Annotated in this window: 24 protein-coding genes and 1 pseudogene; 12 read left to right on the forward strand and 13 right to left on the reverse strand. The window is 54.2% G+C overall.

Annotated features, from left to right (window positions below; genetic code table 11):
• The first annotated feature begins 67 nt into the window (after positions 1-67).
• Both selD and mnmH read left to right on the forward strand, forming a co-directional pair.
• Positions 68-1,102, forward strand: a complete 1,035-nt coding sequence (gene selD, locus ACP6KB_RS22865; protein ID WP_442109553.1) for a selenide, water dikinase SelD — start codon at positions 68-70, stop codon at positions 1,100-1,102.
• Entirely contained in the window at positions 1,102-2,205 is a 1,104-nt protein-coding gene (gene mnmH, locus ACP6KB_RS22870) for a tRNA 2-selenouridine(34) synthase MnmH (RefSeq protein ID WP_442109555.1), read from the forward strand. Before selD ends, mnmH begins: the two co-directional genes overlap by 1 nt.
• A 12-nt stretch (positions 2,206-2,217) precedes the next feature.
• Here the strand turns inward: mnmH and ACP6KB_RS22875 are convergent, their stop codons facing one another.
• Both ACP6KB_RS22875 and ACP6KB_RS22880 read right to left on the reverse strand, forming a co-directional pair.
• The gene (locus tag ACP6KB_RS22875; RefSeq protein WP_442109557.1) at positions 2,218-2,598 is read right to left on the reverse strand and encodes a lysozyme inhibitor LprI family protein; all 381 of its coding nucleotides are present in this window, start codon (positions 2,596-2,598) and stop codon (positions 2,218-2,220) included.
• Between the two features lie 62 nt (positions 2,599-2,660).
• A complete protein-coding gene (locus ACP6KB_RS22880) occupies positions 2,661-3,563 on the reverse strand; it encodes a LysR family transcriptional regulator (RefSeq protein WP_442109559.1) in 903 nt (300 codons plus the stop codon).
• 89 nt (positions 3,564-3,652) lie between these two features.
• Here ACP6KB_RS22880 and ACP6KB_RS22885 point away from each other — a divergent pair, with 89 nt between their 5' ends.
• Positions 3,653-4,135, forward strand: a complete 483-nt coding sequence (locus ACP6KB_RS22885) for a DMT family transporter (protein WP_442109561.1) — start codon at positions 3,653-3,655, stop codon at positions 4,133-4,135.
• Here the strand turns inward: ACP6KB_RS22885 and ACP6KB_RS22890 are convergent.
• The 3 genes from ACP6KB_RS22890 to ACP6KB_RS22900 all read right to left on the reverse strand — a co-directional run bounded on the left by ACP6KB_RS22890 (position 4,128) and on the right by ACP6KB_RS22900 (position 5,695).
• The gene (locus tag ACP6KB_RS22890) at positions 4,128-4,685 is read right to left on the reverse strand and encodes a hypothetical protein (protein WP_442109563.1); all 558 of its coding nucleotides are present in this window, start codon (positions 4,683-4,685) and stop codon (positions 4,128-4,130) included. The two genes, ACP6KB_RS22885 and ACP6KB_RS22890, sit on opposite strands and share 8 nt — an antisense overlap.
• Positions 4,682-5,209 carry a GNAT family N-acetyltransferase gene (locus tag ACP6KB_RS22895; protein ID WP_442109565.1) on the reverse strand — a complete coding sequence of 176 codons (528 nt, stop codon included), beginning with the start codon at positions 5,207-5,209 and terminating at the stop codon, positions 4,682-4,684. The genes ACP6KB_RS22890 and ACP6KB_RS22895 overlap by 4 nt, the downstream gene beginning before the upstream one ends.
• A 111-nt stretch (positions 5,210-5,320) precedes the next feature.
• Positions 5,321-5,695, reverse strand: coding sequence for a YkgJ family cysteine cluster protein (locus tag ACP6KB_RS22900; protein ID WP_442109567.1), 375 nt, complete (start codon positions 5,693-5,695; stop codon positions 5,321-5,323).
• A gap of 188 nt (positions 5,696-5,883) precedes the next feature.
• Here ACP6KB_RS22900 and ACP6KB_RS22905 point away from each other — a divergent pair, with 188 nt between their 5' ends.
• Positions 5,884-6,069, forward strand: a complete 186-nt coding sequence (locus ACP6KB_RS22905; protein ID WP_442109569.1) for a TonB-dependent receptor domain-containing protein — start codon at positions 5,884-5,886, stop codon at positions 6,067-6,069.
• Between the two features lie 88 nt (positions 6,070-6,157).
• Here ACP6KB_RS22905 and alaC read toward each other — a convergent pair whose 3' ends face one another.
• The 8 genes from alaC to ACP6KB_RS22945 form a co-directional block, all read right to left on the reverse strand.
• Positions 6,158-7,372: an alanine transaminase gene (alaC, locus tag ACP6KB_RS22910; RefSeq protein ID WP_442114366.1), complete on the reverse strand. Its 1,215-nt coding sequence runs from the start codon at positions 7,370-7,372 to the stop codon at positions 6,158-6,160.
• A gap of 144 nt (positions 7,373-7,516) precedes the next feature.
• A complete protein-coding gene (locus ACP6KB_RS22915) occupies positions 7,517-8,650 on the reverse strand; it encodes a hypothetical protein (RefSeq protein ID WP_442109570.1) in 1,134 nt (377 codons plus the stop codon).
• A 152-nt stretch (positions 8,651-8,802) separates the two neighbouring features.
• Positions 8,803-9,690 carry a heme o synthase gene (gene cyoE, locus ACP6KB_RS22920; RefSeq protein ID WP_442109572.1) on the reverse strand — a complete coding sequence of 296 codons (888 nt, stop codon included), beginning with the start codon at positions 9,688-9,690 and terminating at the stop codon, positions 8,803-8,805.
• A gap of 11 nt (positions 9,691-9,701) precedes the next feature.
• On the reverse strand, positions 9,702-10,034 hold the full coding sequence (gene cyoD / locus ACP6KB_RS22925) for a cytochrome o ubiquinol oxidase subunit IV (protein WP_442109573.1): 333 nt from the start codon (positions 10,032-10,034) through the stop codon (positions 9,702-9,704).
• Positions 10,035-10,664 (reverse strand): cytochrome o ubiquinol oxidase subunit III, encoded by a 630-nt coding sequence (locus tag ACP6KB_RS22930; RefSeq protein ID WP_442109575.1) that lies wholly within the window; start codon positions 10,662-10,664, stop codon positions 10,035-10,037. It lies immediately after the preceding gene.
• 3 nt (positions 10,665-10,667) lie between these two features.
• Positions 10,668-12,686: a cytochrome o ubiquinol oxidase subunit I gene (gene cyoB, locus ACP6KB_RS22935; RefSeq protein ID WP_442109577.1), complete on the reverse strand. Its 2,019-nt coding sequence runs from the start codon at positions 12,684-12,686 to the stop codon at positions 10,668-10,670.
• A 3-nt stretch (positions 12,687-12,689) separates the two neighbouring features.
• The gene (gene cyoA / locus ACP6KB_RS22940) at positions 12,690-13,634 is read right to left on the reverse strand and encodes a ubiquinol oxidase subunit II (protein ID WP_442109579.1); all 945 of its coding nucleotides are present in this window, start codon (positions 13,632-13,634) and stop codon (positions 12,690-12,692) included.
• A 563-nt stretch (positions 13,635-14,197) separates the two neighbouring features.
• Positions 14,198-14,704 carry a disulfide bond formation protein B gene (locus tag ACP6KB_RS22945; protein WP_442109581.1) on the reverse strand — a complete coding sequence of 169 codons (507 nt, stop codon included), beginning with the start codon at positions 14,702-14,704 and terminating at the stop codon, positions 14,198-14,200.
• Positions 14,705-14,940: 236 nt separating this feature from the next.
• Between ACP6KB_RS22945 and ACP6KB_RS22950 the strand changes: the two are divergent.
• The 8 genes and pseudogenes from ACP6KB_RS22950 to ACP6KB_RS22985 form a co-directional block, all read left to right on the forward strand.
• Positions 14,941-15,036 (forward strand): annotated as a pseudogene (locus tag ACP6KB_RS22950) (YebG family protein); the annotation flags it as partial.
• 81 nt (positions 15,037-15,117) lie between these two features.
• A complete protein-coding gene (locus ACP6KB_RS22955) occupies positions 15,118-17,394 on the forward strand; it encodes a hypothetical protein (RefSeq protein ID WP_223123679.1) in 2,277 nt (758 codons plus the stop codon).
• Positions 17,387-19,495: a hypothetical protein gene (locus ACP6KB_RS22960; RefSeq protein WP_191832352.1), complete on the forward strand. Its 2,109-nt coding sequence runs from the start codon at positions 17,387-17,389 to the stop codon at positions 19,493-19,495. Before ACP6KB_RS22955 ends, ACP6KB_RS22960 begins: the two co-directional genes overlap by 8 nt.
• Complete coding sequence (locus tag ACP6KB_RS22965) at positions 19,492-20,019, forward strand: hypothetical protein (RefSeq protein ID WP_191832353.1); 528 nt, start codon at positions 19,492-19,494, stop codon at positions 20,017-20,019. The genes ACP6KB_RS22960 and ACP6KB_RS22965 overlap by 4 nt, the downstream gene beginning before the upstream one ends.
• Complete coding sequence (locus ACP6KB_RS22970) at positions 20,003-21,361, forward strand: tyrosine-type recombinase/integrase (protein ID WP_280042726.1); 1,359 nt, start codon at positions 20,003-20,005, stop codon at positions 21,359-21,361. Before ACP6KB_RS22965 ends, ACP6KB_RS22970 begins: the two co-directional genes overlap by 17 nt.
• 111 nt (positions 21,362-21,472) lie before the next feature.
• Positions 21,473-21,727, forward strand: coding sequence for a YebG family protein (locus ACP6KB_RS22975; RefSeq protein WP_191832355.1), 255 nt, complete (start codon positions 21,473-21,475; stop codon positions 21,725-21,727).
• 910 nt (positions 21,728-22,637) lie between these two features.
• Positions 22,638-23,312: a heavy metal response regulator transcription factor gene (locus ACP6KB_RS22980; RefSeq protein WP_191832356.1), complete on the forward strand. Its 675-nt coding sequence runs from the start codon at positions 22,638-22,640 to the stop codon at positions 23,310-23,312.
• On the forward strand, positions 23,309-24,727 hold the full coding sequence (locus ACP6KB_RS22985) for a heavy metal sensor histidine kinase (protein WP_191832357.1): 1,419 nt from the start codon (positions 23,309-23,311) through the stop codon (positions 24,725-24,727). The genes ACP6KB_RS22980 and ACP6KB_RS22985 overlap by 4 nt, the downstream gene beginning before the upstream one ends.
• Positions 24,728-24,895: the final 168 nt, after the last annotated feature.

Raw genomic sequence — 24,895 nt, forward strand, 5'->3', positions numbered from 1 at the left:
TTATAAGAGGCATCGGCGCAAAGACCAGCTTTGCTACAATCGGGCCTCACGATATTTCGAGGTGCGTATGAGCGAGCCGATTCGTCTGACCCAGTACAGCCACGGCGCCGGTTGTGGCTGCAAGATCTCTCCGAAGATGCTCGAGGTGATTCTCGCCGAAAGCGGTACTCAGGCGTTGGACCCGAAGCTGTGGGTCGGCAACGCCTCACGCGATGACGCTGCGGTGTACGCCCTCGATGATGAGCGCGGTGTAGTCTCGACCACCGACTTTTTCATGCCGATTGTCGATGACCCCTACGACTTCGGCCGTATCGCCGCCACCAATGCCATCAGCGATATCTACGCCATGGGGGGCGACCCGCTGATGGCCATCGCCATTCTCGGCTGGCCGATCAATGTGCTGGCCCCGGAAGTGGCCCGTGAAGTGATTCGCGGCGGTCGTGCGGTATGCGCTGAAGCCGGTATTCCGTTGGCCGGCGGTCACTCCATTGATGCCCCTGAACCCATCTTCGGCCTGGCCGTCACCGGTGTAGTGCAAAAGCGCCACATGAAGCGCAATGACACCGCCACCCAAGGCTGCCGTCTGTACCTGAGCAAACCGTTGGGCATTGGCATCCTCACCACTGCGGAGAAAAAATCCAAGCTGCGTGACCAGGACAAAGGCCTGGCCCGTGACTGGATGTGCACCCTCAACACCCCAGGCAGCCGCTTTGGCAAACTGGCCGGGGTCAAGGCGATGACCGATGTGACCGGCTTCGGTTTGCTTGGTCACCTGGTCGAGCTGGCCGACGGCAGCGGCTTGAGTGCGCGCCTTAACTACAGCGCCGTACCGCGCCTGCCAGGCGTCGAGTATTACCTGGCAGAAGGCTGTGTACCTGGCGGTACGCTGCGCAATTTCGACTGCTACGGCGACAAGATCGCCCCGCTGAGCGACGAGCAAAAACACCTGCTGTGCGACCCGCAAACCAGTGGCGGCTTGCTGGTTGCAGTAGCACCGGAAGGTGAAGAGGAGTTCCTCGCTGTTGCGGCTGAACTGGGCCTGAACCTCGCGCCGATCGGCGAGTTGGTTGAGCGACAGCGTTATGCGGTTGAGGTGCTGTAATGCGTGAGAACACCACCGACTACCGCCAGCTGTTCTTGAATGATGTACCGATGATGGACATGCGCGCCCCGGTCGAATTTGCCAAGGGCGCGTTCCCCAATGTGATCAACCTGCCATTAATGAATGATGTTGAGCGGCAGAAGGTGGGCACCTGCTACAAACAGCAAGGGCAACAGGCGGCTATCGCCCTCGGCCACCAACTGGTCAGCGGCCAGACCAAGGATCAGCGCATCGCCGCTTGGGCGGCGTTCGCCCGCGCCAACCCTGAAGGCTACCTGTACTGCTTTCGCGGTGGCCTGCGCTCACAGATCAGCCAACAGTGGCTGCAGAGCGAAGCCGGCATCCAGTACCCCAAGGTGATTGGCGGCTACAAGGCCCTGCGTAATTTCCTGCTGCAAACCACACAGTCTGCGGTAGCCGAATGTGATTTCGTGCTGATTGGTGGCCTGACCGGCACCGGTAAAACCGAAGTGCTGCAGGTGCTGGACAACGCCGTGGACCTCGAAGGCCATGCCAACCACCGCGGCTCCAGCTTCGGTAAACGCGCGACCGGGCAGCCTGTACAGATCAACTTCGAAAACAACCTGGCCATCGATGTGCTGAAAAAACGCGCACGCGGCATTGAGCAGTTTGTGCTTGAAGATGAAGGCCGAATCGTCGGCAGTTGCTCGTTACCGCTGGAGCTTTACCAGGGCATGCAGCACTACCCTCTGGTCTGGCTGGAGGACAGTTTCGAGCATCGCGTTGAACGCATTCTCAGCGACTACGTCACCAACCTGTGCGCCGAATTCGTTGCCCTGCATGGCGGCGAACAGGGTTTCACACTGTTCGCCGAACGCCTGAAGCAGAGCATGGGCAATATCCTCAAGCGCTTGGGCGGTGAGCGCTACCAACGCTTCTCGGCTCTGCTGCAGCAGGCCCTGGACGAGCAGCAACGCACTGCGACGGTCGACCTGCACCGTGCCTGGATCAGCGGCCTGCTCAGCGAATACTACGACCCGATGTACGCCTATCATCGTGACAGCAAGGCTGAGCGTATCGAGTTTTCCGGCAACCAGGTTGAAGTGCGCGAGTACCTCAAGGCTCGCGCAGCCAGGCACTGATGGTCTTGACCGTTAATACCCGTTCAACCCTGACAACTCGGTGGCGCGGGCCTTGGTCATTTCAAGCACACACCCTGCACCATTGAGTTGATCGATGGTGCCGCCAGTGAGCCGATAATACAGTTCGCAATTGGCGTCCCGGTACTTGATCCACGCCCGTTGGGCATCACGCAACTGCCCTTGTTGCGCTGGCTCGAGGGCGGCCATGGCGCTTTTGTAAGCAGCGTTCAGGCGCGCATCTTGCTGTTCGATCTCGGCACCGATGCACGCTTTGCTCGCCACTGTAGTTGCAGCATTCTGCATGCATTGGCTGTAGGCGGCCGAGTCGCTCTGGGCATTGGCAAAGGGGACAATGGCGCTCATCAGCGTGAGCGCCAGCAGTGAATGCTTCATCCACACAACTCCATGTAAGGGCCGGTCAGAATGCCGGGCAGCAGACGCTTGCACAAGCCCTCCTAGCGAGCACACACCTGCGCCACCCGTTCGCGTAACCAACGGTGCCCCGCTTCACCCTCGCGCCGCTGATGCCAGGCCTGCTGAAAGCCAAATGCCTTGATCGCCAGTGGCGGTTCGAAGCGGCGTAAGCGCGGGTCGAGCTTGCCGTTGTCGAGGCTACGCCGGGCAACGGTGAGCACCAGATCAGTGCCGGCAATCACCTCCTGCGCCGCCGCCCAATGCGGCAACGCCAGTGCGACTCGGCGACGGGCCCCGATCGCGGTAAGCGCCAGATCGATTTCATTGTCGATGCCAGCGCGCACCGCCACCAACACATGAGGGCGGGCCAGCCAATCGGCCAGATTCAAACCGCCGCGAGCAGGCAACCCGCCGCGGTCGGCAATGCAGGTAAAGCGTTCTTCGAACAGCGTTGCAACGCGCAACTCAGCAGGCAATTGTGGAAACACGCCGAGCGCCAGATCGGCTTCGCCATCGAACAAATGGCCCAGCATCGCCTCACGGCTGCCCTGAATTACCACCAGATCAATTCCCGGCGCTTCCTCACGCAGCACTCGCATCAGTCCCGGCAACACCACACGGGCGCCGTAGTCCGACATAGCCAGACGAAAACTGCGCTGCGCCTTGCGCGGGTCGAAACCGGGCTGGGCAAGCAATCCATCGAGTTGTTCCAGGGCCTGCTGCAACGGCTCGATCAAGGCCTGGGCACGGGCTGTGGCCTGCAGGCGCCCTCCGCGGCGTACCAACAACGGATCGGCGAACAGTTCGCGCAGCTGTGCCAAGGCATGACTCACCGCCGGCTGGCTGCGATGCAGGCGCAACGCCGCGCGCGACACGTGTTGTTCGGCCAGCAAGGCATGCAGGGTCAGCAGTAGGTTCAGGTCAATACGGCGAAGATCATCCATAGAACGAATAACTCCCGTGCAGCATTCGAATTTCCATTAACGCAGTGCATAGCCAAGACTTTAACAAGCCATCTTCAAGGAGTCTTGCTATGAGCTTGTCGTTCACCCCTGCCGCTTTGCTGCCGCTGCTTATCGCCTTGCTAGCGGGGGCCGCAGTACCTTTCCAGGCTGGCAGCAATGCGGCCTTGGGCCGCCTGCTCGGGCATCCGCTGTGGGCCAGTCTGGTGTCGTTGGGCATCAGTGTGTTGCTGGTGATTCCAGCGCTGCTGGTGCTGCGCGCGCCGCTCCCGCAAGTGGGCGCCTTGAGCCAAGCGCCCTGGTGGGCCTGGCTAGGCGGTGTGGGAGGTGTTGCCTACATCACCGCAGCGTTGATGCTCACTCCGCGTCTGGGGGCGGCCGGGTTTATCGTCTGTGTGATTGCCGGTCAGGTGGTGTCATCCCTGCTGATCGATCAATGGGGCCTGATGGGCCTGGCGCAGCGACCGGTAAACGGCGTGCGCCTGGCCGGGGTCGGCCTGATTGTGCTCGGTATGCTGGTGGTGCAGTGGGGGACGTCGACTGCCGCTAGATAGTGTCCGGGTCAAGCGGCTGGACCGCCGCTGGTGGTTCTAAAGCACGATCCATTTCGAACCGCAGACTGGGCGCTTGCAGGGCAACGTTGATCACCACCCCGAGCACCACCAGCAGCACGCCATCCAGCCAGTGCCAGCCCGGTATCGTCAGGCCCTGACGCACCTGGTGACACCACCAGGCCTGCCCCAGGCAAAAGCCGATGATCGCTAGCAGCCAGATATAGAACCCCGGTGCAAAGTGCGTCAGGTTGACGAAGTTGTAGCTGCGGTTGTCGGGCAGTCGGTCGATCCCCAGGCAGGTCAGGGCCAGGTACAACGCGCCCAGCCCCAGCGCCAGCGATACCCAACGCCAACGCCGGTGCAGGAGTATCGCCAATCCCAACAAAGGATTGGCGAACCAGCCGAACATCCCGAACACCAGACCCCAAGGGCCGTACAGCAGCGCCTGCAAAGCATGCAGGCGCCCGTCACCACTGAGGTACATGGCGTTGAAGCCAAGGCTTACCAGGAACAGCACCAGGGTGAGCGAAACGTAACGCCTGGCAATCATCCGGCATCACGCTCAAGCAGCAGGCCGTAGAGCCCCGAATCGGACAGCTCCCCAGCCACGCACCAGCGCTCACGCAGCACGCCTTCAAGGGTAAAGCCCAAGCGCTCGAGGGTGCGTGCCGAAGCAACGTTGCGTGGATCGATTTCCGCTTCAAGACGGCGCATGTTCAGCTCACTGGCCAGGTACTGAACAAACAGCTCCAGCGCCTCACCCATGAAGCCCTGCCCTTGTGCAGCCGTGGACAGGCAATAGCCGATCTCACCGCGGCGCGAGGCGCTTTCAAGACTGGAACACTGGCACATGCCAATCAACTCGCCGTTGTCACGGCGGTAGATGCCAAGCTTGAGCAATTCGCCTTGCGCGTAGGCCTGGCGATCCGCTGCCAGTGCTGCCTGCGCTTGTTCAAGGTGAGCCCAGGGCGCGTGGTTCCAGTAACGCATGACCTGAGGATCAGCCATGATCTGCAGCCATGCACCGGCATCCTCGGCAGTCATCGGCCGCAACTGCAAACGCGGGCTAGGCAAGCAAAGGTCCTGGGGAAATACGTAGGGGTGCGACACGGGGGGAGAACTCCTGTTCTGTCCGAAGAGTCGCACAGTCTACCCTAACGCTGTTGCGCGCTGGGCTGGAAGCCTTCAGGCGACCTCAGCGCCCTCATCGGGCCACAGCGGCTCGTTGGCTTCCAGGGGTGGCAAGCCATAGGCAGCCCGCGCAGCATCGCAGCTCGGGTTTGCCTGACCGTTGACCCAGGCGGCATCGAATTCGCGACACGGGCTGGAACGCTGTTCGTAAAGGCTGCAACTGACGCCTTTGCCAATCTCGCCTTCAAGGCCAATGCAACGGCAGGGTTTGCTGTCGGTGCCGATCATTGCCACACGCGTGGGGTTGATCTGCACCACCATCTCGTCGGGTACCAGACCTCCCGCCGATTGGCACTCACCCCAGAAAAATGACACACGGAAATACCCGCAGCAGGCGCCGCAGTTCAAACAAGGATTATGTTCGGACATGATGAAAAGACGGGGGGCAAGTTTATCGTTATTGGGAGAAAACCCGCCGCCATTCTATGCTTCGCCAGCGCTTTGAGAAGGGGGGAGATGTAGAAAAATATTGCGCCTGACGGGCGGTTGAAATTGCCCGTTTGCGAAGTTGATGACCGCCGACTGCCAGCCCGCAATAAGATGCGACAATCTCTCAAATGCATCTGATTCGCACAGCTAACTCGACCTATGGCGATGCGCAGAACACCTTCGAGGTACCGGGCTATACGCTGGTCGACGCCATGCTCAAGTATGACTTCGGCAAGGCGGATGCCTCGCTGGAGGGAGTATCGGCGGCGGTCAACGTCAAGAACGTGAGTGACAAGTACTATGTGGCTGGCTGACGGCAGCAACCGCCTGTAGGAGCGGGCTTGCCCCGCGATGCGATGCGTCTGAAAAAACGCAATCGCGGGGCAAGCCCGTTCCTACGGATTACTTCTGGGCCTTGCCCACCCCATCGGCACGGAACATCTGGCGAATACCGCGCACCGCCTGACGGATGCGGTCCTGGTTTTCGATCAAGGCAAAGCGCACATGATCGTCGCCGTAGTCACCAAAGCCGATGCCTGGCGACACACAGACTTTGGCCTCGGCCAGCAGCTTCTTGGAGAACTCCAGCGAACCGAGGTGCGCGTACTCTTCCGGAATTTTCGCCCAGACGTACATCGAGGCCTTGGGGTTCTCGACCATCCAGCCCATTTCGTGCAGGCCTTTGACCAGCACGTTGCGGCGCTGACGATACTGTTCGGCAATATCCCGCACACACTGCTGATCACCTTCAAGGGCGGCAATTGCAGCCACTTGCAGCGGCGTGAAAGTGCCGTAGTCGTGGTAACTCTTGATCCGCGCCAGGGCGCTGACCAGTTCCGGATTGCCAACCATGAAGCCGATACGCCAGCCGGCCATGTTGTAGCTCTTGGACAGGGTGAAAAACTCCACCGCGATGTCCTTGGCGCCTGGCACCTGCATGATCGACGGCGCTTTCCAGCCGTCGTAGACGATATCGGCGTAGGCCAGGTCGTGGATCACCAATACGTCGTACTGTTTGGCCAGCGCCACTACCCGTTCGAAGAAGTCCAGCTCGACGCACTGCGCGGTCGGGTTGGAGGGGAAGCCGAGAATCATCATTTTCGGCTTGGGAATCGACTCGCGAATCGCCCGTTCCAACTCGTTGAAGAAATCCACACCCGGCACCAGCGGCACCGAACGCACCTGCGCACCGGCAATCACTGCACCGTAGATATGGATCGGATAGCTGGGGTTGGGTACCAGCACGGTATCGCCATGATCCAGGGTGGCCAGCATCAGGTGGGCCAGGCCTTCCTTGGAGCCGATGGTGACGATGGCTTCGCTTTCCGGGTCGATCTCGACGTCGTAACGTTCCTGGTACCAGCGTGAGATGGCCCGGCGCAAACGTGGAATACCGCGGGAGGTGGAATAGCCATGCGTGTCTTCACGCTGGGCAACCTGCACCAGCTTCTCGACGATGTGCGGCGGCGTAGCCCCATCAGGGTTGCCCATGCTCAGGTCGATGATGTCCTCACCACGACGGCGTGCAGCCATCTTGAGTTCGGCGGTGATGTTGAAGACGTAAGGGGGGAGACGATCAATGCGCGCAAAGCGGCGCGGCGAACCTTGGTCAGCCATGGCTTCCTCGAAGACGTAAGCGCCCGGAACCGTCCGAGCGACGTTGGCCACTGCGGTGGCCGGTGCCAACAATAGAGCCTGGGTAGGCCGCCTGTCCAGTCGAGGAAGAAAATACCGGGCTGCTTACCCTGGCTCCGGCGGCGGTCAGCGAATTTCCTGATAGGTTGTCATGTCCCACTTGATTGGCGCCGCAAGCGCGCTGTCAGGCTGGAATGCAGCCCCCTGAATACTGGAGAAGGCCGTGTCCTTGTCGCCCAGGCACACAGAGCGCTGGTCATCTTTGGACTCGGTTACCAAGGTGTAAGAATGTTTGTGCATCGCCTGGTACTTGCCATCATCGCTGATCATCGCCTGATGGTAGTTCTGAAGAGCTTTGTCATCGAGCTTGAGCATTTTCTGCAGTTTAACGCCCCAATTCGTCAGGCAGACTTCGGCAAAGTGCCGAACCACCAAGCCAGGTTCGGCCAGCACTTTACCGCCTGTTGCACCATCCGCCGAGGCATTACCCACCAAGGTGGCATGCCGACCTGGCATCGGGTAGACATGGCAACGCGTTCTGACGTGGGCTTTCGGGATCACGCAGGCAAATCCCTTGGAGCGCTCGTCACGGGAAAAGAAGCCAACATACTGCTTCACGTTTTCGCCTAACTGCACGCGATGACGGTCGAAGTTGCCAATACCGGGCACCGGGTCGATCGCGAAAATGTTTACTGGCAGATCCTTCAACTGATTGTCGGCCAGCAAGGCGTTGGCGAGCATATGGCAACTGACGCCACCTCGGCTCCAGCCGACCAGATTGATCTGGGTCGGGATGATGCCGTCCTTGCGGAACTGCTTGATGATCTGCTCCTGGAGCATCTGTGGGGTAATCGGGCGATTGCCATAGTTGTAAGTACGCCAGAACCAGGAGGACGTTGCCGTTGCATCCGGAATCGGCACACCTGCGGCTTTCAAGCGCTTGTAATCATCTTCACTCAGCTCATTGCGCTGCCAGTTGCTCTGGCCTTTGATGATTTGCAGTGCGTGTTGAACATTTTCTTCCCAGCCTTTGCCAAACAGGGTCTGGTTCCAGTTGAAGTAACCACCCGGCTCGACAAACAGATCATCAGATTGCAAATCGCCACTGCCCGGGCCGTCGACCGCGATCCAGTGGGCAAACTCCTTGCCCTGATCGTTCGCTGCCAATGTCGAGACCAGCTCGCCATTCCAGAAGTTGGGGTTTTTATCATCGAATCGATGCGAACCGGTGCCGCAGAAATAAACAGTCATTACGCTCATATGGGGGTCCTCCATGGATGAATGTCACCGCACTCTATCCACAGCGCCTTGCCGCCAGCAGAGGGCAAATCGCCCCGGCAGCAAGGCCTGCGCCACAAACAAAAACGCCCCGGTCCTTGCGGCCCGGGGCGTTTTTGTTCAACCCGTCATACTCAATGTATGTAGGTCATCAGCACATCGGTCGGCACCTGGGTGTCCAGCGACATCATCACGCTCAGGGCAGTGATGGTGAAGATCGAGAACACGAACACCTTACGTGCCCACGCACGATCATCAGCAGCCTTGTAGCCGGTCCAGGCCATGTACAACCAGTACATGCCCATGGCGGCGGCAACAGCCAGGTAGCTGGTACCCGCGTAGCCACCCAGGGTCAGCATCAAGGTTGCGACCAGGAAGGCCACGATGTACCAGAGGATGTGCTTCTTGGCGACCTCGATGCCACGCTTGACCGGCAGAACCGGAATCGAGGCAGCCAGGTAGTCATTGAAGCGGAAGATCGCAATGGCATACGAATGCGGCATCTGCCAGAGGCTGAACATCACCAGCAGGGTCAATGCAGCCAGGTCGAAGCTGTTGCTTACCGCGCAGTAACCGATCACCGGAGGCATGGCACCGGACAGGCTGCCAACCAGGGTGCCGTGCACCGATTTCCGCTTCAGGTACAGGCTGTAGAAACCCACATAAATGATGAAGCCGATCAGGCCGAACAGCGCTGCCAGGGCATTGGCCTGCACGTACAGCAGGCCAAGGCCGACCACCCCGAGCAGGGTGGCGTAGGCCAAGGCGACTTTCAGCGAGATCTGGCCCTGAACCATCGCACGGTTCTTGGTGCGCTCCATCTTGATGTCGATGTCACGGTCGATGCAGTTGTTGAACACGCAACCGGACGCCACCACCAGCGAAGTACCAATCACCGTGGCCAGGAATAGCATGAAGTCGACATGCCCTTGCGCGGCAAGGAAAAAACCGCCTGCCACAGAAAGCACGTTACCGAAAATGATCCCCGGTTTGGTGATTTGGATAAAGTGCTTAATGGACATGCCGTCTTACCTCACTTCGCCATCATGCTGGTGTGGATGCTGAACATGATCCACAGCGACAGGCCCACCAACAGAGCAATGACCATCGCTGTAAACAGGAAGGTCGTCACGTTGGAGCGCTGTGCTTCGGAACGGTCCATGTGCAGGAAGTACACCAGGTGTACCACCACCTGAATGACCGCCAGCGCCACCACGATCATGACCGTGATGTCTTTCGGCATGCTTGGGTACATGACCAGGCCGAACGGAATCGCCGTCAGAATTACCGACAGGACGAAGCCGATCAGGTAGGACTTCACGCTGCCGTGGTTGCCCTCGGCGTGGCTGTTATGTGCGTTAGCCATTTACAGAACCCCCAGCAGATAGACAACGGTGAACACGCAGATCCAGACCACATCGAGGAAGTGCCAGAACAGGCTCAGGCAGCTCATGCGGGTCTTGGAGGTGTTGGTGATACCGTGCTTGCTGATCTGGTACATCAGTACCGCCATCCAGATCAGACCGGCAGTCACGTGCAGACCGTGGGTACCGACCAGCGCGAAGAACGCCGACAGGAAACCACTGCGCTGCGGACCGAAGCCTTCGGAGATCAGGTGATGGAACTCATAGATTTCCATCGCGATAAAGCCGGCACCGAGCAGGAAGGTGATAGCCAGCCAGCCCAGCACGCCGCCCTTGTTGCCTTTGAACAGCTGCAACATGGCGAAACCGAAGGTGATACTCGACAGCAACAGCAGTGCGGTTTCAACCGCGACAAAGTCCAGTTGGAAAATGTCATGACCCGACGGGCCGCCGGCAAAACTGCCGGACAGCACCGCGTAGGTGGCGAAGAGCGACGCAAACAGGATGCAGTCGGTCATCAGGTACAGCCAGAAACCGAAGACGGTCATCTGGCCCGAGTCGTGGTGGTGATCGTCATGCCCATGGTCGTGACCATGAGCATGAGTGTCTGCATTGATTACATGACTGGACATTGATTAAACCTGCTCAAACGATTTGACACGTGCGCCCACCGGCGAACCGGTAGCCAAGCCCAGGGACTTCATGCGCTCGCCTTCGATGCGCGCCACTTCCTCGGCTGGAACCATGTAGCCCTGGTCATCACGCGCAGCGTGAGCAACGAAGACTGCGATGGTCGCAACCAGGCTAGCGCCAACCAGCCACCAGATGTGCCAGATGAAGGCGAAACCGAATACGGTGAGCAGCAGACCCATGAACAGACCGGTAGAGGTGTTGTTCGGCATGTGGATCGCTTCGTACTTGGCCGGAACCTTGTACGCAACACCGGCTTCCTTGGCTTCGTGCCAGGCATCCAGGCCAACTTTCTCAGGCATGTGAGCGAAGTTGTAGAACGGAGGTGGCGACGAAGTCGACCATTCCAGGGTACGGCCGCCCCATGGGTCGCCGGTCACGTCCATGTTGTCCTTGCGGTCGCGAACCGAAACGTACAGCTGGATCAGCTGGCAAGCGATACCGAACAGGATCAGCACGGCGCCGAATACGGCTACGTACAGGTAGGGTTCCCACAGTGGGTTGTCGGAGTGGTTCAGACGACGGGTCATACCCATGAAGCCCAGTGCGTACAGTGGCATGAAGGCCACGTAGAAACCGGAGATCCAGAACCAGAAGGCAGCTTTGCCCCACTTCTCGTTCAGGGTGAAACCGAAGGCTTTCGGGAACCAGAAGGCGAAGCCGGCAATGTAGCCGAATACCGCACCACCGATGATCACGTTGTGGAAGTGAGCGATTACGAACAGGCTGTTGTGCAGAACGAAGTCAGCACCTGGAACAGCCAGCAGTACGCCAGTCATACCACCAATGGAGAAGGTAACCATGAAGCCCAGGGTCCACAGAATCGGCGCGGTGAAGCGCAGACGGCCCTGGTAGATCGTGAACAGCCAGTTGAACAGTTTCACCCCGGTCGGGATCGAAATCAGCATTGTAGCCAGACCGAAGAAGGTGTTGACGCTGGCGCCAGAACCCATGGTGAAGAAGTGGTGCAGCCATACCGCAAAGCCCAGTACCGCGATCGCGCCGGAAGCGTAGATCATCGATTTGTGGCCGAACAGACGTTTACCCGCGAAGGTCGAGGTAACTTCCGAGAACACACCGAAAGCCGGCAGGATCAGGATGTAAACCTCAGGGTGACCCCAAGCCCAGAACAGGTTGACGTACATCATCGGATTGCCACCAAGTTCATTGGTGAAAATGTGGAAATCCATGTAACGGTCAAGCGTCAGCAGTGCCAGAGCAGCAGTCAGGATCGGGAACGAAGCAACGATCAGAACGTTGGCCCAGGTGCAGGTCCAGGTGAAGATCGGCATGTCCATCAGCTTCATGCCAGGCGCGCGCATTTTCAGCACGGTGACCAGGAAGTTGACGCCCGTTAGTGTCGTACCTAGACCTGATAGCTGTAGCGCCCAGATGTAGTAGTCCACCCCCACCCCAGGGCTGTACTGGATCCCCGCTAGTGGCGGATAAGCAACCCAACCGGTCTTGGCGAACTCACCAACACCCAGGGAGATGTTGACCAGCAGCACACCTGCCAGCAGCAGGTAGAAGCTCAGGGAGTTCAGGAACGGATAGGCAACGTCACGTGCACCGATCTGCAGAGGCAGCGCCAGGTTCATCAGGCCGGTGAAGAATGGCATCGCCATGAAGATGATCATGATCACACCGTGAGCGGTGAAGATCTGGTCATAGTGTTCAGGCGGCAGATAGCCTTCGGAGCCACCCGTGGCCATCGCCAGCTGGGTACGCATCATGATGGCATCGGCAAAACCACGCAGCAGCATGATCATTGCGACGATGATGTACATCACGCCGATTTTTTTGTGGTCAACCGTGGTCAGCCACTCGGTCCACAAGTAGGTCCATTTCTTGAAATAGGTGATTGCACCAATCACCGCGAGACCGCCGAGCGCGATCATGGCGAGTGTCACCATGACTATCGGCTCGTGATACGGAATCGCATCCAGGCTTAGTTTACCGAACATCTCTTACTCCTCTGCCCCAGCAGCTGAATGCATACTCACGTCCATCCCTTCGGTACCGGCCGCTTCTTTGCTCTGCTCTTTTTCGTGGACCGGCCGGCCGCGGTTCATGCCTTCGTACTTGTCGACGATGGACTGGAACTGCTCAGGCGAGGCCACGCTGTACAGCGCGACTGGATTGTTTTCGCTAGTTTTGGCCAATTCCGCGTATTCAGCCGCATCCAGCTGTTTAGGCGATTGCTTGACTTCGTTCACCCATGCCTCGAAATCGGCCTGGGAGGTGGCGGTTGCCTTGAACTTCATACCGGTGAAGCCAGCACCGCTGTAGTTCGCCGAGATACCGTCGAACTCGCCATTTTCGTTGGCGATCAGGTGCAGCTTGGTAGTCATACCGGCCATTGCGTAGATCTGACCGCCCAGGCCCGGAATGAAGAACGAGTTCATTACCGAATCGGAGGTCACGCGGAAGTTAACCGGGGTGTTCGCCGGGAAGACGATCTTGTTGACCGTGGCAATGCCTTGTTCCGGGTAGATGAACAGCCATTTCCAGTCCAGGGCGACCACGTCGATCTGCACCGGCTTCACATCGGAAACCAGTGGACGATACGGATCCAGCTCGTGGGTGGTCTTGTAGGTCACATAGCCCAGGGCAATGATGATCAGAACCGGAATGGTCCACACCGCCACTTCGATCTTGGTCGAGTGCGACCAGTCTGGGGTGTAGGTCGCTGCCTTGTTGGAAGCACGGTACTTCCAGGCGAACGCGAGGGTCATGAAAATGACAGGAATCACCACCAGCAACATCAAGCCGGTAGCGATCAGGATTAGGTTCTTTTGCTCAATGCCGACCTGGCCCTTCGGGTCGAGCAGGGTCCAGTTGCACCCACTGAGTAAAAGCATGCCTAAAAAGGGCAGAATGCCAAACAGTCTGGGGTAACGCTTTTTACTCATCTCACGACCTCTAGAGCAGCTTGCTTCAATGCAATTTGTGTTTTGGTCGCCAACACTTCGTCCTGCCAAGCGTTAGCATTTATGGGATCGAATACGGTCATACCTTGAGGCCAGCTGCGGCGGCTCGGCATTGACCGGGTATTACGGTGCTTATTGTTTTGACTTCGTAGGCAACAGGCCTGTATTCAGACCAATTCCATTTGGTGCGGGAAATCACGGAGGGGGGTCAGCCCGGCATCGCCGCAGGCGATGCTCGTCAGAGTCAGCAAAAGAAGCCTTAAGCTCCTTTAATCCTGCGACTCGCAAGCGGTGCCGAACGGAAATTGGGGGCGATTGTAGATAGGTCGACATTCAAAGACTATGACTAATTGAGCAACAGTCTTTTACAGAAACTGTAATAATCAGTGCTAAAAAATCAGTTTCGCGACAGTTTGTCGCACCCTCTGCAATACCCCTGAAGCCTTTGTATTTCAAGGCCTCAGGGTTGATTCAGATCAATGCTGGTGCGACGTTGCAGGAAAGATCCATTGCACATCAGACTTGCATCAACACATGACTTTTGTCTAAGGCTTGCGACGGTTGCGGTAGATGCCCAACGGCACCAGAACCGCCGTCAGAATGAACGCCAACAATGCCCATTGCGCTAGGGAAAGTCCCAATACCGGCGGGTAAGGCGTGGAGCAGAATCCGTCGACCTGGAACACCAATGGCAGCACCGACGCCAGCGGCAAGCCGTCAACAATTGGTTGCAAAGTATCTATTCCGCAGCTGACCGCCGGGTTGGCCAGAATATACACATGGTTACCGGCGGCAGCGATACCGCCAATGGCACTGAGCACCACCAGGCCTTCAAGGACGGTGAGGCTGCGGCGCCCCGGCATGGCGGCACCGATAAAAGCGAACACGGCAATCAACAGCAACGCATAACGCTGCAGGATACACAGCGGGCAGGGTGCCTCGCCGAGAACGATCTGCATATACAAGGCACCGCCGATCATGGCCAGGCAGATCAGCCCCAGCAGTACCAGAAAGCGCCGTTCCCGGTTCAGGCGCGATGATAGCTCGTTCATTACTTATCCTTGGTTGATTGAATGGCTCTACTGCCTGCCCGGAATTCTACACGCTCAAGCAGACCTTGAAGAACGGTAAAAGTGCCGCGCCAGCTAGGCTCAGGCCGACATCGCGGCCTGGCAAAGCAGATTGCTCAATTGCCACTATCTTAGTGCTGTGGATTACCCTATCATTAACACTGTACAAATAAACAGTATCGACTCTATCGATTTTCAAAAGGCATGTGAGGTGATGAATGGCCGTCGAAGTGGTATACCGCAGCAGCCGCGATCTGGAGCGCTTGTTCATGGATAAAGCCGAAGCTGACCGTCACGACAAAATGCTTGTTTTGCGTTCTGCATAATCTTGTCTATACCTAGCACAAGCAGCTTGCTAGCTGCTGGCAAGCCTGTTTTCTCGGCGGGGTATGACATTGACAATTATCAAAGACATAATCGCGCGGGCGGACCATCCGTTTGAAAATCTTGAAGAGCGGCCTCTCTCCCTCTTTGCCAGAGACCATATTCCTCAGGGGCAGCGCATTACTAGCACGCTCCGCTATCTCGAGTGCTACCTTCAGATTACGGATCAAACGCTTACCTATCAGGATGTCGCGTCCACTGCCAGCGATGAGATTCTCGCCACGTTTTGCGGCGCTCTATCAAGCCCGAAATTCGCCACCCTAACTAAAGGGACGATTTCTACAATCATTAGAAAACTTACGGCTGTCGTAAACTGCGTCAGATCCCAACATGACGCCCCGCCCTTTTCAACGTTTGGTTCGGATACGACCGCCAATCCATTATTTATCAAGTATCGTTCAGCCTTTGAAAGCTTACATTTGAATGAGGAGAAAGTCTGGTACTGGTCCGGGTGGGCATGCCTCAACGGAGCAGGGAAAACTGTCAACTTACCCCTCGTCAACGTTTATTACTCATATGGTAGGAAATTCACCCAGCTGTTATACAACATATGCGAAACGTATCTTGCAGGCCGTCGCTTGCCAAACATTCAATTTGTCAGTTTATTTAGCTCGTACCTTTCCATATATCCAAATGAGTTCGACGAAGCGGATTTTAGCAACAAAGATGGCTCCACTCTTTTTTTCAGCGCCCTGTGGAGACACCTTTACCTTAGCTCCGTAGAAAAGAACCTACATCATGAGACTGCCATAGCTTCTTGGCGCTATCAAATTATACCGTTTATCAAAACCCAACTTATTCCGAATGGTCTTTTTGCAAAACCTGATTGTCTCGCCGATCCGGCCCCGACCGATTCACGCGGACAAAACAAAAATCTAAAAGAACGCTCGGGCGGAATTGTAAAAGCCAATCTCTTGACAGAGATCCCCCTCCATATCTCAGATGACGAAGCATTTCGACACCTGAAAAGACGGATCATTTTCTGCCATAGCGCAGCAATTGAATGGTGTAACAGAGTTGTTCAAAGGGTTCAGACTGCCAACAAGAGACTCGCTCTTTTAGCTCGAGATGGCAAACCTATACTTACGGGCTCCAGACTACACGATGAGCCTAACGCCTGGCTCGCGTCGAACGATAATCCAGACCAGCTAAAAAATCTCGCCGCAACCCTAGAAATATATGGATACGACGAACTCCGACGCGTTCTCAAAAACTGCAACGTTTCTCACGGCCCCATTGCTGAAAGCCTAGGACTACCAACCACTGACGCTTTAATACCAATATGCATAAAACTTATTTCATTAGACCCTAAGATCACCCCAAGTTTTCTCACCAGCGTGGCGATCTTTGATAAAAATGGCAAGTGCAGGGGTATAGACTCGGGAGACACAATAGAATACCTGCATGGCCATAAAGATCGGCGCGGCCCCAGCAAATCTGAAATTCGAATTCCACTGAATGAAGAATCAAAGAAAATAGTTCAACTACTAGTTGACATCACTTCACCACTGCGTGCGTCCTTAAAAAAAACAAACGACCCACGATGGCGAAAGCTACTGCTGACCTCCAGGCAATTCGTGGGCCCTCCATGTGAGTTCGGGTGCAAAGCAAAAACTGACGACGGACGAGTAAAGAACCTAGTAAACGAACTCACAACAACCCATGACTTATCCCATTGGAAACCGGAAGAACTCGAGCACTTCGCCAAGGCTATTCTCTGCCCCTCAAAAATGAGAACCACATCCGGCGTCGTACATTTCCTAGAGACTGGCAGCCTCCATTCGATGGCAAAGGTATTAGGTCACGCTAACTACGACCCAAAATTACTAGCGACCTACTTACCCACAAGTATCTTGCATTACTTTCGGGACCGGTGGGTTAGAGTTTTTCAGACAGGGGTAATAGTTCAAGCAATGAAGTCCAGCAAGCTCCTACTAGAGGCGACAAATTTCACTAATGACCATGAGCTCGCCTCATTTCTGGAAAACCACACACTACCTGACATAAACGAAGAAACTCTGCCTATCTTACCAGATCCAACTCGACCAGGCAACACCAAGGTCCTTATATCAATTAGTTTGCCCGTCGCGAGAATACTACTGACCTTGAAAGAGCGTAGAGAAGAAGTCGAATTGAGCGAAAACCTTATGCATTGGGCAGAGTTTTGCGAGCACTTACTTGACCATCTACATTCTGATAAAGACAACAGCTTTGAAGCCCTCGAAGTATTCAAACTTGCGAAGGAACTTGGCCCAATGAGCGACATAGGCATCTCATCAAATGGATAACCTAGACTTCCTCAAAGCAAATATTGAGTACTTTGATAAGTATTTCGGAAGCGAACCCACACCATTCGATTCAGCCCCCTTCCTTAAAAACAAATTTGAAGCGGAAACTTGGGATCTCGACTTTGGTCTATCCGAACCTATGCGCATCGACTTCAGAATCTTGGTCGAAACCGTCCCCCTTACATCTTGCTTGGATGGAGATTTGTGCAGACTTTTTAAAAGGTGGATTTGCGCTGCCGGAACAAACTACAACCCGATGTCCACACTATCAAATTCGACAATGCAAAGGAAGGTTGCAAATACAGTCGGTGTGATTGACTGGCTACTAATTAATAACGACAGCTTCCGCATACACGAACATGGCTTAAAATTGCTTAACAGCAACAATCTTAAGGCGCTGCTTGCAAGCTGTGGCCGCTCACCCAACCTTTCTACTGTGGTGTATGAATGGCCAGAAAAACTTAGAGGCTTCCTGAAAGGTTTAGTTGAGTCAACCCCAAAAATTGAAATTTATCAGGCACTCGAAGATTACCCAATCTTGACGGAGCCATGGGAGGAGTTATCGCAAAGTATCCTAGAAATCGAGGATGCGCTGCGTGACGATTTCCCGCAACGCGAAGATATTTGCACGGTGCGAGCGGCGCTTTGGCTTGCGGGATTTTACATTTGCGGCCCGCGATCAGCACTCACTATCGACACAACAAAAATAGCTAGAATCCTATATGTGAATACATTAGGCGGAGTAAAACACTATCCGATCCCTACTTTTTTCGTGCTAAAGCCTCGCAACTATCAAGTCCCTGAGTTCTCACGGGTTCCCGTACGCGCAAGACATGCAAGTATGACTCCGCCTGCAACCGGAGCGATTCTTTCAACATTTGAAGTTTTAAGGGTGTTACGACAGAACTCTAATCTCACACCAGTTTCAGATCTCGAAATCCCATCCTCGGAATACCTTGAGGAGCAGTTTAACCTAAGCAAAGTAGGACGTTTCACCTCGCTGCCTGTAGCGCTCACCCTAAAGTGCCTTAGAGACTCAATTGAATTCTATCTTGAATATGGCAAAGCAATCATTTCAAGCTACCTAAGGCTAATGGAATCAGTGATAATTATGGGAATACCGTATCAATCCACACGATGCGAGTCTATTGATATATCCCGCTACCTAGATGGAAAATTGAGCGCACTCAATGTAAATGTCTGGAACAAGCAATTTTCTTCCCGCACCAGAAAAAACGACCCTAACTTCAAGGCGAAATTTGACTCGCTTCGATCAACTCCCTCACTCCACGAACTCATGCAGGTACTACTGGGGGCGATCCAAGTCACGCTAGGAGTACTACAGGCTCGGCGTGCTTCGGAACTGAGGAAAATTATCGCAGGCCAATGCCTTTCCTCAGACCACCGATCCCTTGAAACAGTCAATCGAAAAACCGGGCTTTACGGACTGAACGTAAAAATTGTTCGACCAATACCCCATATCGCTGCGGACATGATTCAAAGCTTAGAGACCATGCAGGCAAGCCTAATAAAACTTGGCTTACTCGACCGGCACAGAGAAGTACTAAGCGGGCCATTAAAAAACGGCAGGCTCGAGAACTTGCACCCGCACACATCTCAGTTGAAGTTCGACATTTTTTGCGATTACTTTCAAACTCCCCTAGACGATAGAGGGCGTCGGTTTTATTTGCGGCATCACCAACTTCGACGATTCTTTGCGCAAGTTTTCTTTTGGCATCAAACAGAAAAAGAAGACACTTTGGATATTTTGAGGTGGGTGCTTGGCCACGGCGATAGCGAGATGATTTACCACTACATTACCGAAAGCACACCAGGTCAGGTCTTGAGAGAGGTGAAAGCAGAGTGGGGCGCACGGATGCTTCGCGCAGAGCCCGATAAGGTAAGTAACCTTACCACTTTCATACAAAAGCATTATCAAATATCTGATTTTGCAATACTACCAGAAGAACAAATAGAAGAGTATCTACTCTATTGCATTTCGACCGGATCAGTAAAAATAGAACCAGAATTTCTGACTGGCTCGGACGGCACCCCTTATAGAATCATCGCCACAATTCGAGACAAAGGAAATAATACATGAGTAGCGCTACTCAAGAGCAGTCAATCCAAAATTTGTGCAAACTACTAGTTTTAGTTTCTGCTAATCCGGCCGCATACTTACAAGACTCTGTGCTTCTTTCATCGCTCAAAAGCCAGGGAAAGCTGTCGAGCTATCACTCTGAAAAGCTGGGGATTTCCAAAACATCATTGAACACATTGAAACGTCACTGTGAGCATTACGCTCCTGGTGGGTTTACGCACTTGGATCAGCTACGGGCCAGCGCTTTGAGTGCAGTGACACAGGCTACTACGCCGACCTCGGTAAAACGAAAAAGTCAAAAAGACACAATAGCCAAACTCACACAAGAAAATGCTCAGCTGAATTTGGATCTATTGGCTATAACCAAGCTGCTGCGACTATCCATGCGCCAAACTCGGTCCTTTGCTCAGCTTTGCAACGACAGCGTAGCATCGGCACTTTATGCAAAAGAATCAAGCGAGCTGCTTGATATGCTGTCAACTGTGGGAACGTTAGCGGGCAAGCTTCATGAAAAAGCTCTATAAACATATTAACACCAATCAAAAACTTCCGTTCGCTGTTAAACCTGATCACTCGATCATCCTCAGTGATGCAGGAAATATCCCAACACTTAGATGGCCAAGCGGCTCGTGGTGCATCGAAGCTAACATATGGCTATTGGAGCTCTATGATAGGGGGCTTTCAAGAAGCGACAGAGGTGGTTCACTACTCTCTTACGCCACAAACATTAGCCACCTGATACGTTATTGCGATGCACAAAATACAAGATTTCTTGATCTCACCGATTTGCAATTCAATTTTTTTGTCACAACCCTACTCGGCCAACGCAGAGCGGATGGTACAAAACTACGCACCCAAAACACAGTTAAAAACATTGCAAAAAACTGCGTAGACTTTATCGATTTTTTATCTAGAGAGTTCCATTCACCTAGTCGCTTAACCATTACAGCAATAGAACAAACGATCTTCACTCCCGACGGATCAAAGCTTATTCGAAACTCAAAGTCTCACTCGGCGATACCTCCAATGACAAGGGTCGAGGAGCGTTTCCCAATAAATATTGAGACAATAAAGTGTCTTCGCCTTGCCGCAGCTGCAGACGCATCGGCGTCCCCATATGTCAAATCAAGACGACGTGTCATGATCCGCTGCTTCGAGATGCTAGGGGCGAGGCGCGCGGAGGTAGGGCAGCTTCGGGTGAGAGACGTTAGAGCAGCGGTCCAGACACAACATTTGCGGGTCGTCACTCTAAAAGGTGGTGTCAGACGCAGCATAAACCCGGCTGCGGACGATTCTGGGCGATTCAGAGAAATCCCGATATCTCAGGCAGATTTAAAATTACTTACGGACTACATTGAGTACGTGAGAGCTCCCCTAGCACGTAGACTCAAGACCACGCACGACTATCTATTTCTGAACGAAAGAACTGGGAACCCCCTGACACCAAACGCTTTCACAGCTGAAATTCAACACATCGCGAAGCTAGGAAAAATTTTGGACCCTGTTAGTCCGCACCTATTTCGCCACCGTTTCATAACAAAAATATTTGTTGCAGAAATTCTGAGACAGAAAGCCGACAGCCTTGAGGATTTCAAACAAGCAATACTGGAAACAGAGTCTCTAAAGCGTAAGATTCAGGAGCTAACTGGCCATCGACGTCTTGCATCATTAGAACGCTACATCCACCTAGCATGGGAAGAGGCAATGGCGATATCCAAGACCTCACCGAAGTTCAAAACACTGACGGAGATCGACGCCATACGGGAGCAAGCAACGGCGCTGCTGGCTAACCTTACAGAACAGCGTCCCTCCAAGGAAACTAAAGCATTACTCGACTTGCTGCTGTCATTCGAAGCGCTACTTTGATTCATTTTGATAGTTTTATCTTACAATCGCCTCTGCACAGATGCGACTCAGCATGTAAAATCGATTCTGAGCATCTTGCTCAGCTAAACCTACACCACATGAGGGCCAGACATGGCTGTAGAAACTCTCTACCGTAGCACACGTGATTTGGAGACTACTTTTTTGGACAGGAAGCTTGCTGACGCCCATGACCAAATGCTTGAGCTTAGTGAATCACTGACCCAGCTTCTATTAAAAAATGTTCCTGGTATCTCTGAGGACATTGCTGAGGAAGCGAGCATCTTCATGGCTAAGAATCGAGCTATATTTGCCGTCGCATTTAAAAATAACATTTCGGCTCTTGACGAACTAAACACTACAAAATAATAAAACTACCGCCGTCGTAACCCCTGCCCTGCCGGCAGACGCCGGTTCGAGCGCGGGAGGATGAGTGTCAGCACGCTGCGGACTCCCGAGGCTCGTTTAGGAGCAACTGTTCAATGCCCGTAATATCAGCCGGAATTGTCATCATGCTACCGCACCAGCGACGACAACCTAGCAAACCTTTATTTCGTAAAGATCATCTACTGCTGCGATAGTGAAAATCCGATGGCCGCGAGCAACCGACTGCACGAGACCTGCGACGCCAGTGACCAGCTACTCTAGTTCAGCCTCCACTAAGGCTCGGGCTCTCATTGCCATCATCATGCCACTCTGAAATTAGACACTTCCCAAAAAGCACTACCTCTGATACTTCGGATAGCCTGGCAAAGAAGACTAAAATAAGAATGGCAAGGTAATTACAATGTAGACAAGCAATAGCACCTTCAAATATGCATAGAACATATGCAATCGCACCAACGCCTGCAACCGCCCTATAATAAAATATTCATTAACAGAGTCTTAGGTCATTTTCAACGCGAACCACACCCTAAGTTTACTGCCACCGACACCCTCGGCACATTCAATTTTTTGCTACAAATGCAGCGTTTCCCGGCCTAATCTGCCTGTCAGCCGTGACCATCATCAACCGCGGGATACCATAGAACCCGCTATGCTCAGGTGGGTAAGCCAACATAGATGTCAGAAAGCTTGCAACCATATTACAAATTTGTAGGATTTCGCCAAAGCCCTTTACTTCACGTTAAAATTCACACGCCATAAAGTGACCATGAGGTATGCTTAATATTAGAGACATACTGAGTGCTATGCACTACTCCGACCTACCTTTGCAACCTACAGCGATGTTATTAGTGCACTAGGCAAACTTCTCACCCCTCACATCTTGAGATCAATTATGCGCGTGCTAGTTGTGGAAGACGAAATAAAGACTGCTGAATATCTTCAGCAGGGCCTCTCCGAAAGCGGGTATGTCGTTGATATAGCGCATAATGGTGTTGACGCCCTACACTTATTTAGTCACAACACCTACTCGCTAGTTCTTTTGGATGTGAACCTACCTGGCATTGATGGCTGGGATCTTCTCCAAACGATCAGACATACGAGCCGTGTTCGCATCATCATGCTGACCGCTCGCGGCCGTATCAATGACAAACTCAAGGGCCTAGACGGCGGGGCAGATGATTACCTCGTTAAGCCGTTCGAGTTTCCAGAGCTGCTCGCCCGTATTCGATCGCTGCAGCGACGCGGCGATGAGCTCGTAGAAAAGAGCACACTCAAAATCGGCGACCTGGAGCTGGACTCTGAACGTCATCGGGTGTTCCGGGGGGGAACACGGATTGACCTCACCACGAAGGAGTTTGCCTTGTTGCGCTTGCTGATGAGCCGTACAGGCGAAGCACTGACACGCTCACAAATCATCTCGCTGGTCTGGGACATAAGTTTCGATTGCGACACCAACGTCATTGATGTCGCTATCAGGCGCCTGCGCTCGAAGATCGATGATCCATTTGAAACCAAACTCATTCATACGCTGCGAGGCGTTGGGTACATTTTTGAGGAGCGTGCATGAGGCCATTCAGCCTGGCCGTAAAGCTGGGACTTAAAGTTGGGTTGATGAGCGCGACTTTGTTGCTGATGTTTGCCACCTTCGGCTACCTGATGGTGGGCCAAGCTCTTGAAAGGACGGCACGAAGTGATCTCGTCGTCAAAATGAGCGGGATGGCTCACAATCTGTCCAGCATTACGGACATTTCCGGCGTTACCGCAGACGCACATCAGCTTGTCGACCTGGTCATGGGCCATAACAACCTGTACGTGAGCATTTTCCAGCCGGCACAGAGTCAGACCCCGCTACTCACGATTGGGTCCAAGCAGGTCAACCAAGAGGTACACCAGTTCCGCGCCACTGTACAGATGGAAGAATATGAGTGGCGCGACTCGCTGGACAGACCGATGCTGAGCACGTCGCGCATCATGCAATTAGGAAATGGCAGAGAGGTAAGCGTCTACATGACCATGGACCAGACCTCCAACAAGGCTCTGCTAAAGGCGTTGTTGACCTGGGCTCTAATGGTATCCCCCCTCCTCCTTGCGCTAATCCTCGTCATCGGCTGGTGGACCGTCCGCCGCGGCTTATTGCCACTGACTAAGTTCTTGAAAGTCGCATCAAAGATCTCCACCGAGAGTCTTGAGCATCGACTCCCAACCAATGGCATGCCGGCAGAACTGAAGGAGCTAGCTGATGGGATCAACATCATGCTCGCTCGCTTGGATGATGGCGTGCAGCAGCTCTCGCAGTTTTCTGACGATCTCGCACACGAGCTCCGGGCCCCCCTTTCTAACCTGATGGGCAAGGCCCAGGTAGCGCTGACTAGGGATAGATCACCTGAGGAATACCGTGACGTGCTCGAATCCTGCACTGAGGAACTGGACCGTATGAGCCGTATGGTTTCCGACATGCTCTTCCTAGCCCAGGTCAGCCATCCGGCTTCCTTGGTCGATTTCGAGGCCATTGTGTTGGTGGACGAAGTTCAGCGGGTGTGCGACCTTTTCAGCATCACGGCTGAGGAAAGTGAAGTCCAGCTGCAGATCTCTGGCTGCGCGGACGTAGTGCAAGGGAACAGGCTGATGATTCAGCGTGCAGTCTCGAACCTTCTTTCCAACGCGATCAGATACTGCCCAAGCGGAAGGACAGTCTTTGTCAGAGTCCATAGAGGACCGAGCGGCGTTACACTGAGCGTAGGCAATCCTGGCCGTGGAATCCCCAAAGAACATCTGCCACATTTGTTCGAACGCTTTTATCGAGTAGACAAAAGCCGCGCAAGGAGCGAAGGCGGCACAGGGCTAGGCTTAGCCATTGTCCAATCAATCATGTGCCTGCACCACGGCGTGGCTGATGTAGAAGTTGTCGATGAGAATTTCACATGGTTCCATCTGAGCTTTCCAGAAGAACATGCGAGACATCACGCCAGCGGGGTCACTTAAGTACAAACGGCTCAATTTAGAATTTAACTCAGCGATACACCTTGTAGAAGAGAGGGTCTGTCGATAGGCGGGTCTCTCTCATTCAGCAAAGACCCTTAACGCTCCATGATTTGCGGATCCATAGAGACGCGAAAATCTCTCCATAAGTGCACAAAATAATATACGTTA

The organism is Pseudomonas sp. NUPR-001 (genome assembly GCF_052147955.1).
Taxonomy (GTDB): domain Bacteria; phylum Pseudomonadota; class Gammaproteobacteria; order Pseudomonadales; family Pseudomonadaceae; genus Aquipseudomonas.

What these genes read in the sequence shown, in the direction of transcription:
- selD (WP_442109553.1), top strand. Translation starts at nt 68, where the DNA reads ATGAGCGAGCCGATTCGTCTGACCCAGTACAGCCACGGCGCCGGTTGT.
- mnmH (WP_442109555.1), top strand. Translation starts at nt 1,102, where the DNA reads ATGCGTGAGAACACCACCGACTACCGCCAGCTGTTCTTGAATGATGTA.
- ACP6KB_RS22875 (WP_442109557.1), bottom strand. Translation starts at nt 2,598, where the DNA reads ATGAAGCATTCACTGCTGGCGCTCACGCTGATGAGCGCCATTGTCCCC.
- ACP6KB_RS22880 (WP_442109559.1), bottom strand. Translation starts at nt 3,563, where the DNA reads ATGGATGATCTTCGCCGTATTGACCTGAACCTACTGCTGACCCTGCAT.
- ACP6KB_RS22885 (WP_442109561.1), top strand. Translation starts at nt 3,653, where the DNA reads ATGAGCTTGTCGTTCACCCCTGCCGCTTTGCTGCCGCTGCTTATCGCC.
- ACP6KB_RS22890 (WP_442109563.1), bottom strand. Translation starts at nt 4,685, where the DNA reads ATGATTGCCAGGCGTTACGTTTCGCTCACCCTGGTGCTGTTCCTGGTA.
- ACP6KB_RS22900 (WP_442109567.1), bottom strand. Translation starts at nt 5,695, where the DNA reads ATGTCCGAACATAATCCTTGTTTGAACTGCGGCGCCTGCTGCGGGTAT.
- ACP6KB_RS22905 (WP_442109569.1), top strand. Translation starts at nt 5,884, where the DNA reads ATGCATCTGATTCGCACAGCTAACTCGACCTATGGCGATGCGCAGAAC.
- alaC (WP_442114366.1), bottom strand. Translation starts at nt 7,372, where the DNA reads ATGGCTGACCAAGGTTCGCCGCGCCGCTTTGCGCGCATTGATCGTCTC.
- ACP6KB_RS22915 (WP_442109570.1), bottom strand. Translation starts at nt 8,650, where the DNA reads ATGAGCGTAATGACTGTTTATTTCTGCGGCACCGGTTCGCATCGATTC.
- cyoE (WP_442109572.1), bottom strand. Translation starts at nt 9,690, where the DNA reads ATGTCCATTAAGCACTTTATCCAAATCACCAAACCGGGGATCATTTTC.
- cyoD (WP_442109573.1), bottom strand. Translation starts at nt 10,034, where the DNA reads ATGGCTAACGCACATAACAGCCACGCCGAGGGCAACCACGGCAGCGTG.
- ACP6KB_RS22930 (WP_442109575.1), bottom strand. Translation starts at nt 10,664, where the DNA reads ATGTCCAGTCATGTAATCAATGCAGACACTCATGCTCATGGTCACGAC.
- cyoB (WP_442109577.1), bottom strand. Translation starts at nt 12,686, where the DNA reads ATGTTCGGTAAACTAAGCCTGGATGCGATTCCGTATCACGAGCCGATA.
- cyoA (WP_442109579.1), bottom strand. Translation starts at nt 13,634, where the DNA reads ATGAGTAAAAAGCGTTACCCCAGACTGTTTGGCATTCTGCCCTTTTTA.
- ACP6KB_RS22945 (WP_442109581.1), bottom strand. Translation starts at nt 14,704, where the DNA reads ATGAACGAGCTATCATCGCGCCTGAACCGGGAACGGCGCTTTCTGGTA.
- ACP6KB_RS22960 (WP_191832352.1), top strand. Translation starts at nt 17,387, where the DNA reads ATGGATAACCTAGACTTCCTCAAAGCAAATATTGAGTACTTTGATAAG.
- ACP6KB_RS22965 (WP_191832353.1), top strand. Translation starts at nt 19,492, where the DNA reads ATGAGTAGCGCTACTCAAGAGCAGTCAATCCAAAATTTGTGCAAACTA.
- ACP6KB_RS22970 (WP_280042726.1), top strand. Translation starts at nt 20,003, where the DNA reads ATGAAAAAGCTCTATAAACATATTAACACCAATCAAAAACTTCCGTTC.
- ACP6KB_RS22975 (WP_191832355.1), top strand. Translation starts at nt 21,473, where the DNA reads ATGGCTGTAGAAACTCTCTACCGTAGCACACGTGATTTGGAGACTACT.
- ACP6KB_RS22980 (WP_191832356.1), top strand. Translation starts at nt 22,638, where the DNA reads ATGCGCGTGCTAGTTGTGGAAGACGAAATAAAGACTGCTGAATATCTT.
- ACP6KB_RS22985 (WP_191832357.1), top strand. Translation starts at nt 23,309, where the DNA reads ATGAGGCCATTCAGCCTGGCCGTAAAGCTGGGACTTAAAGTTGGGTTG.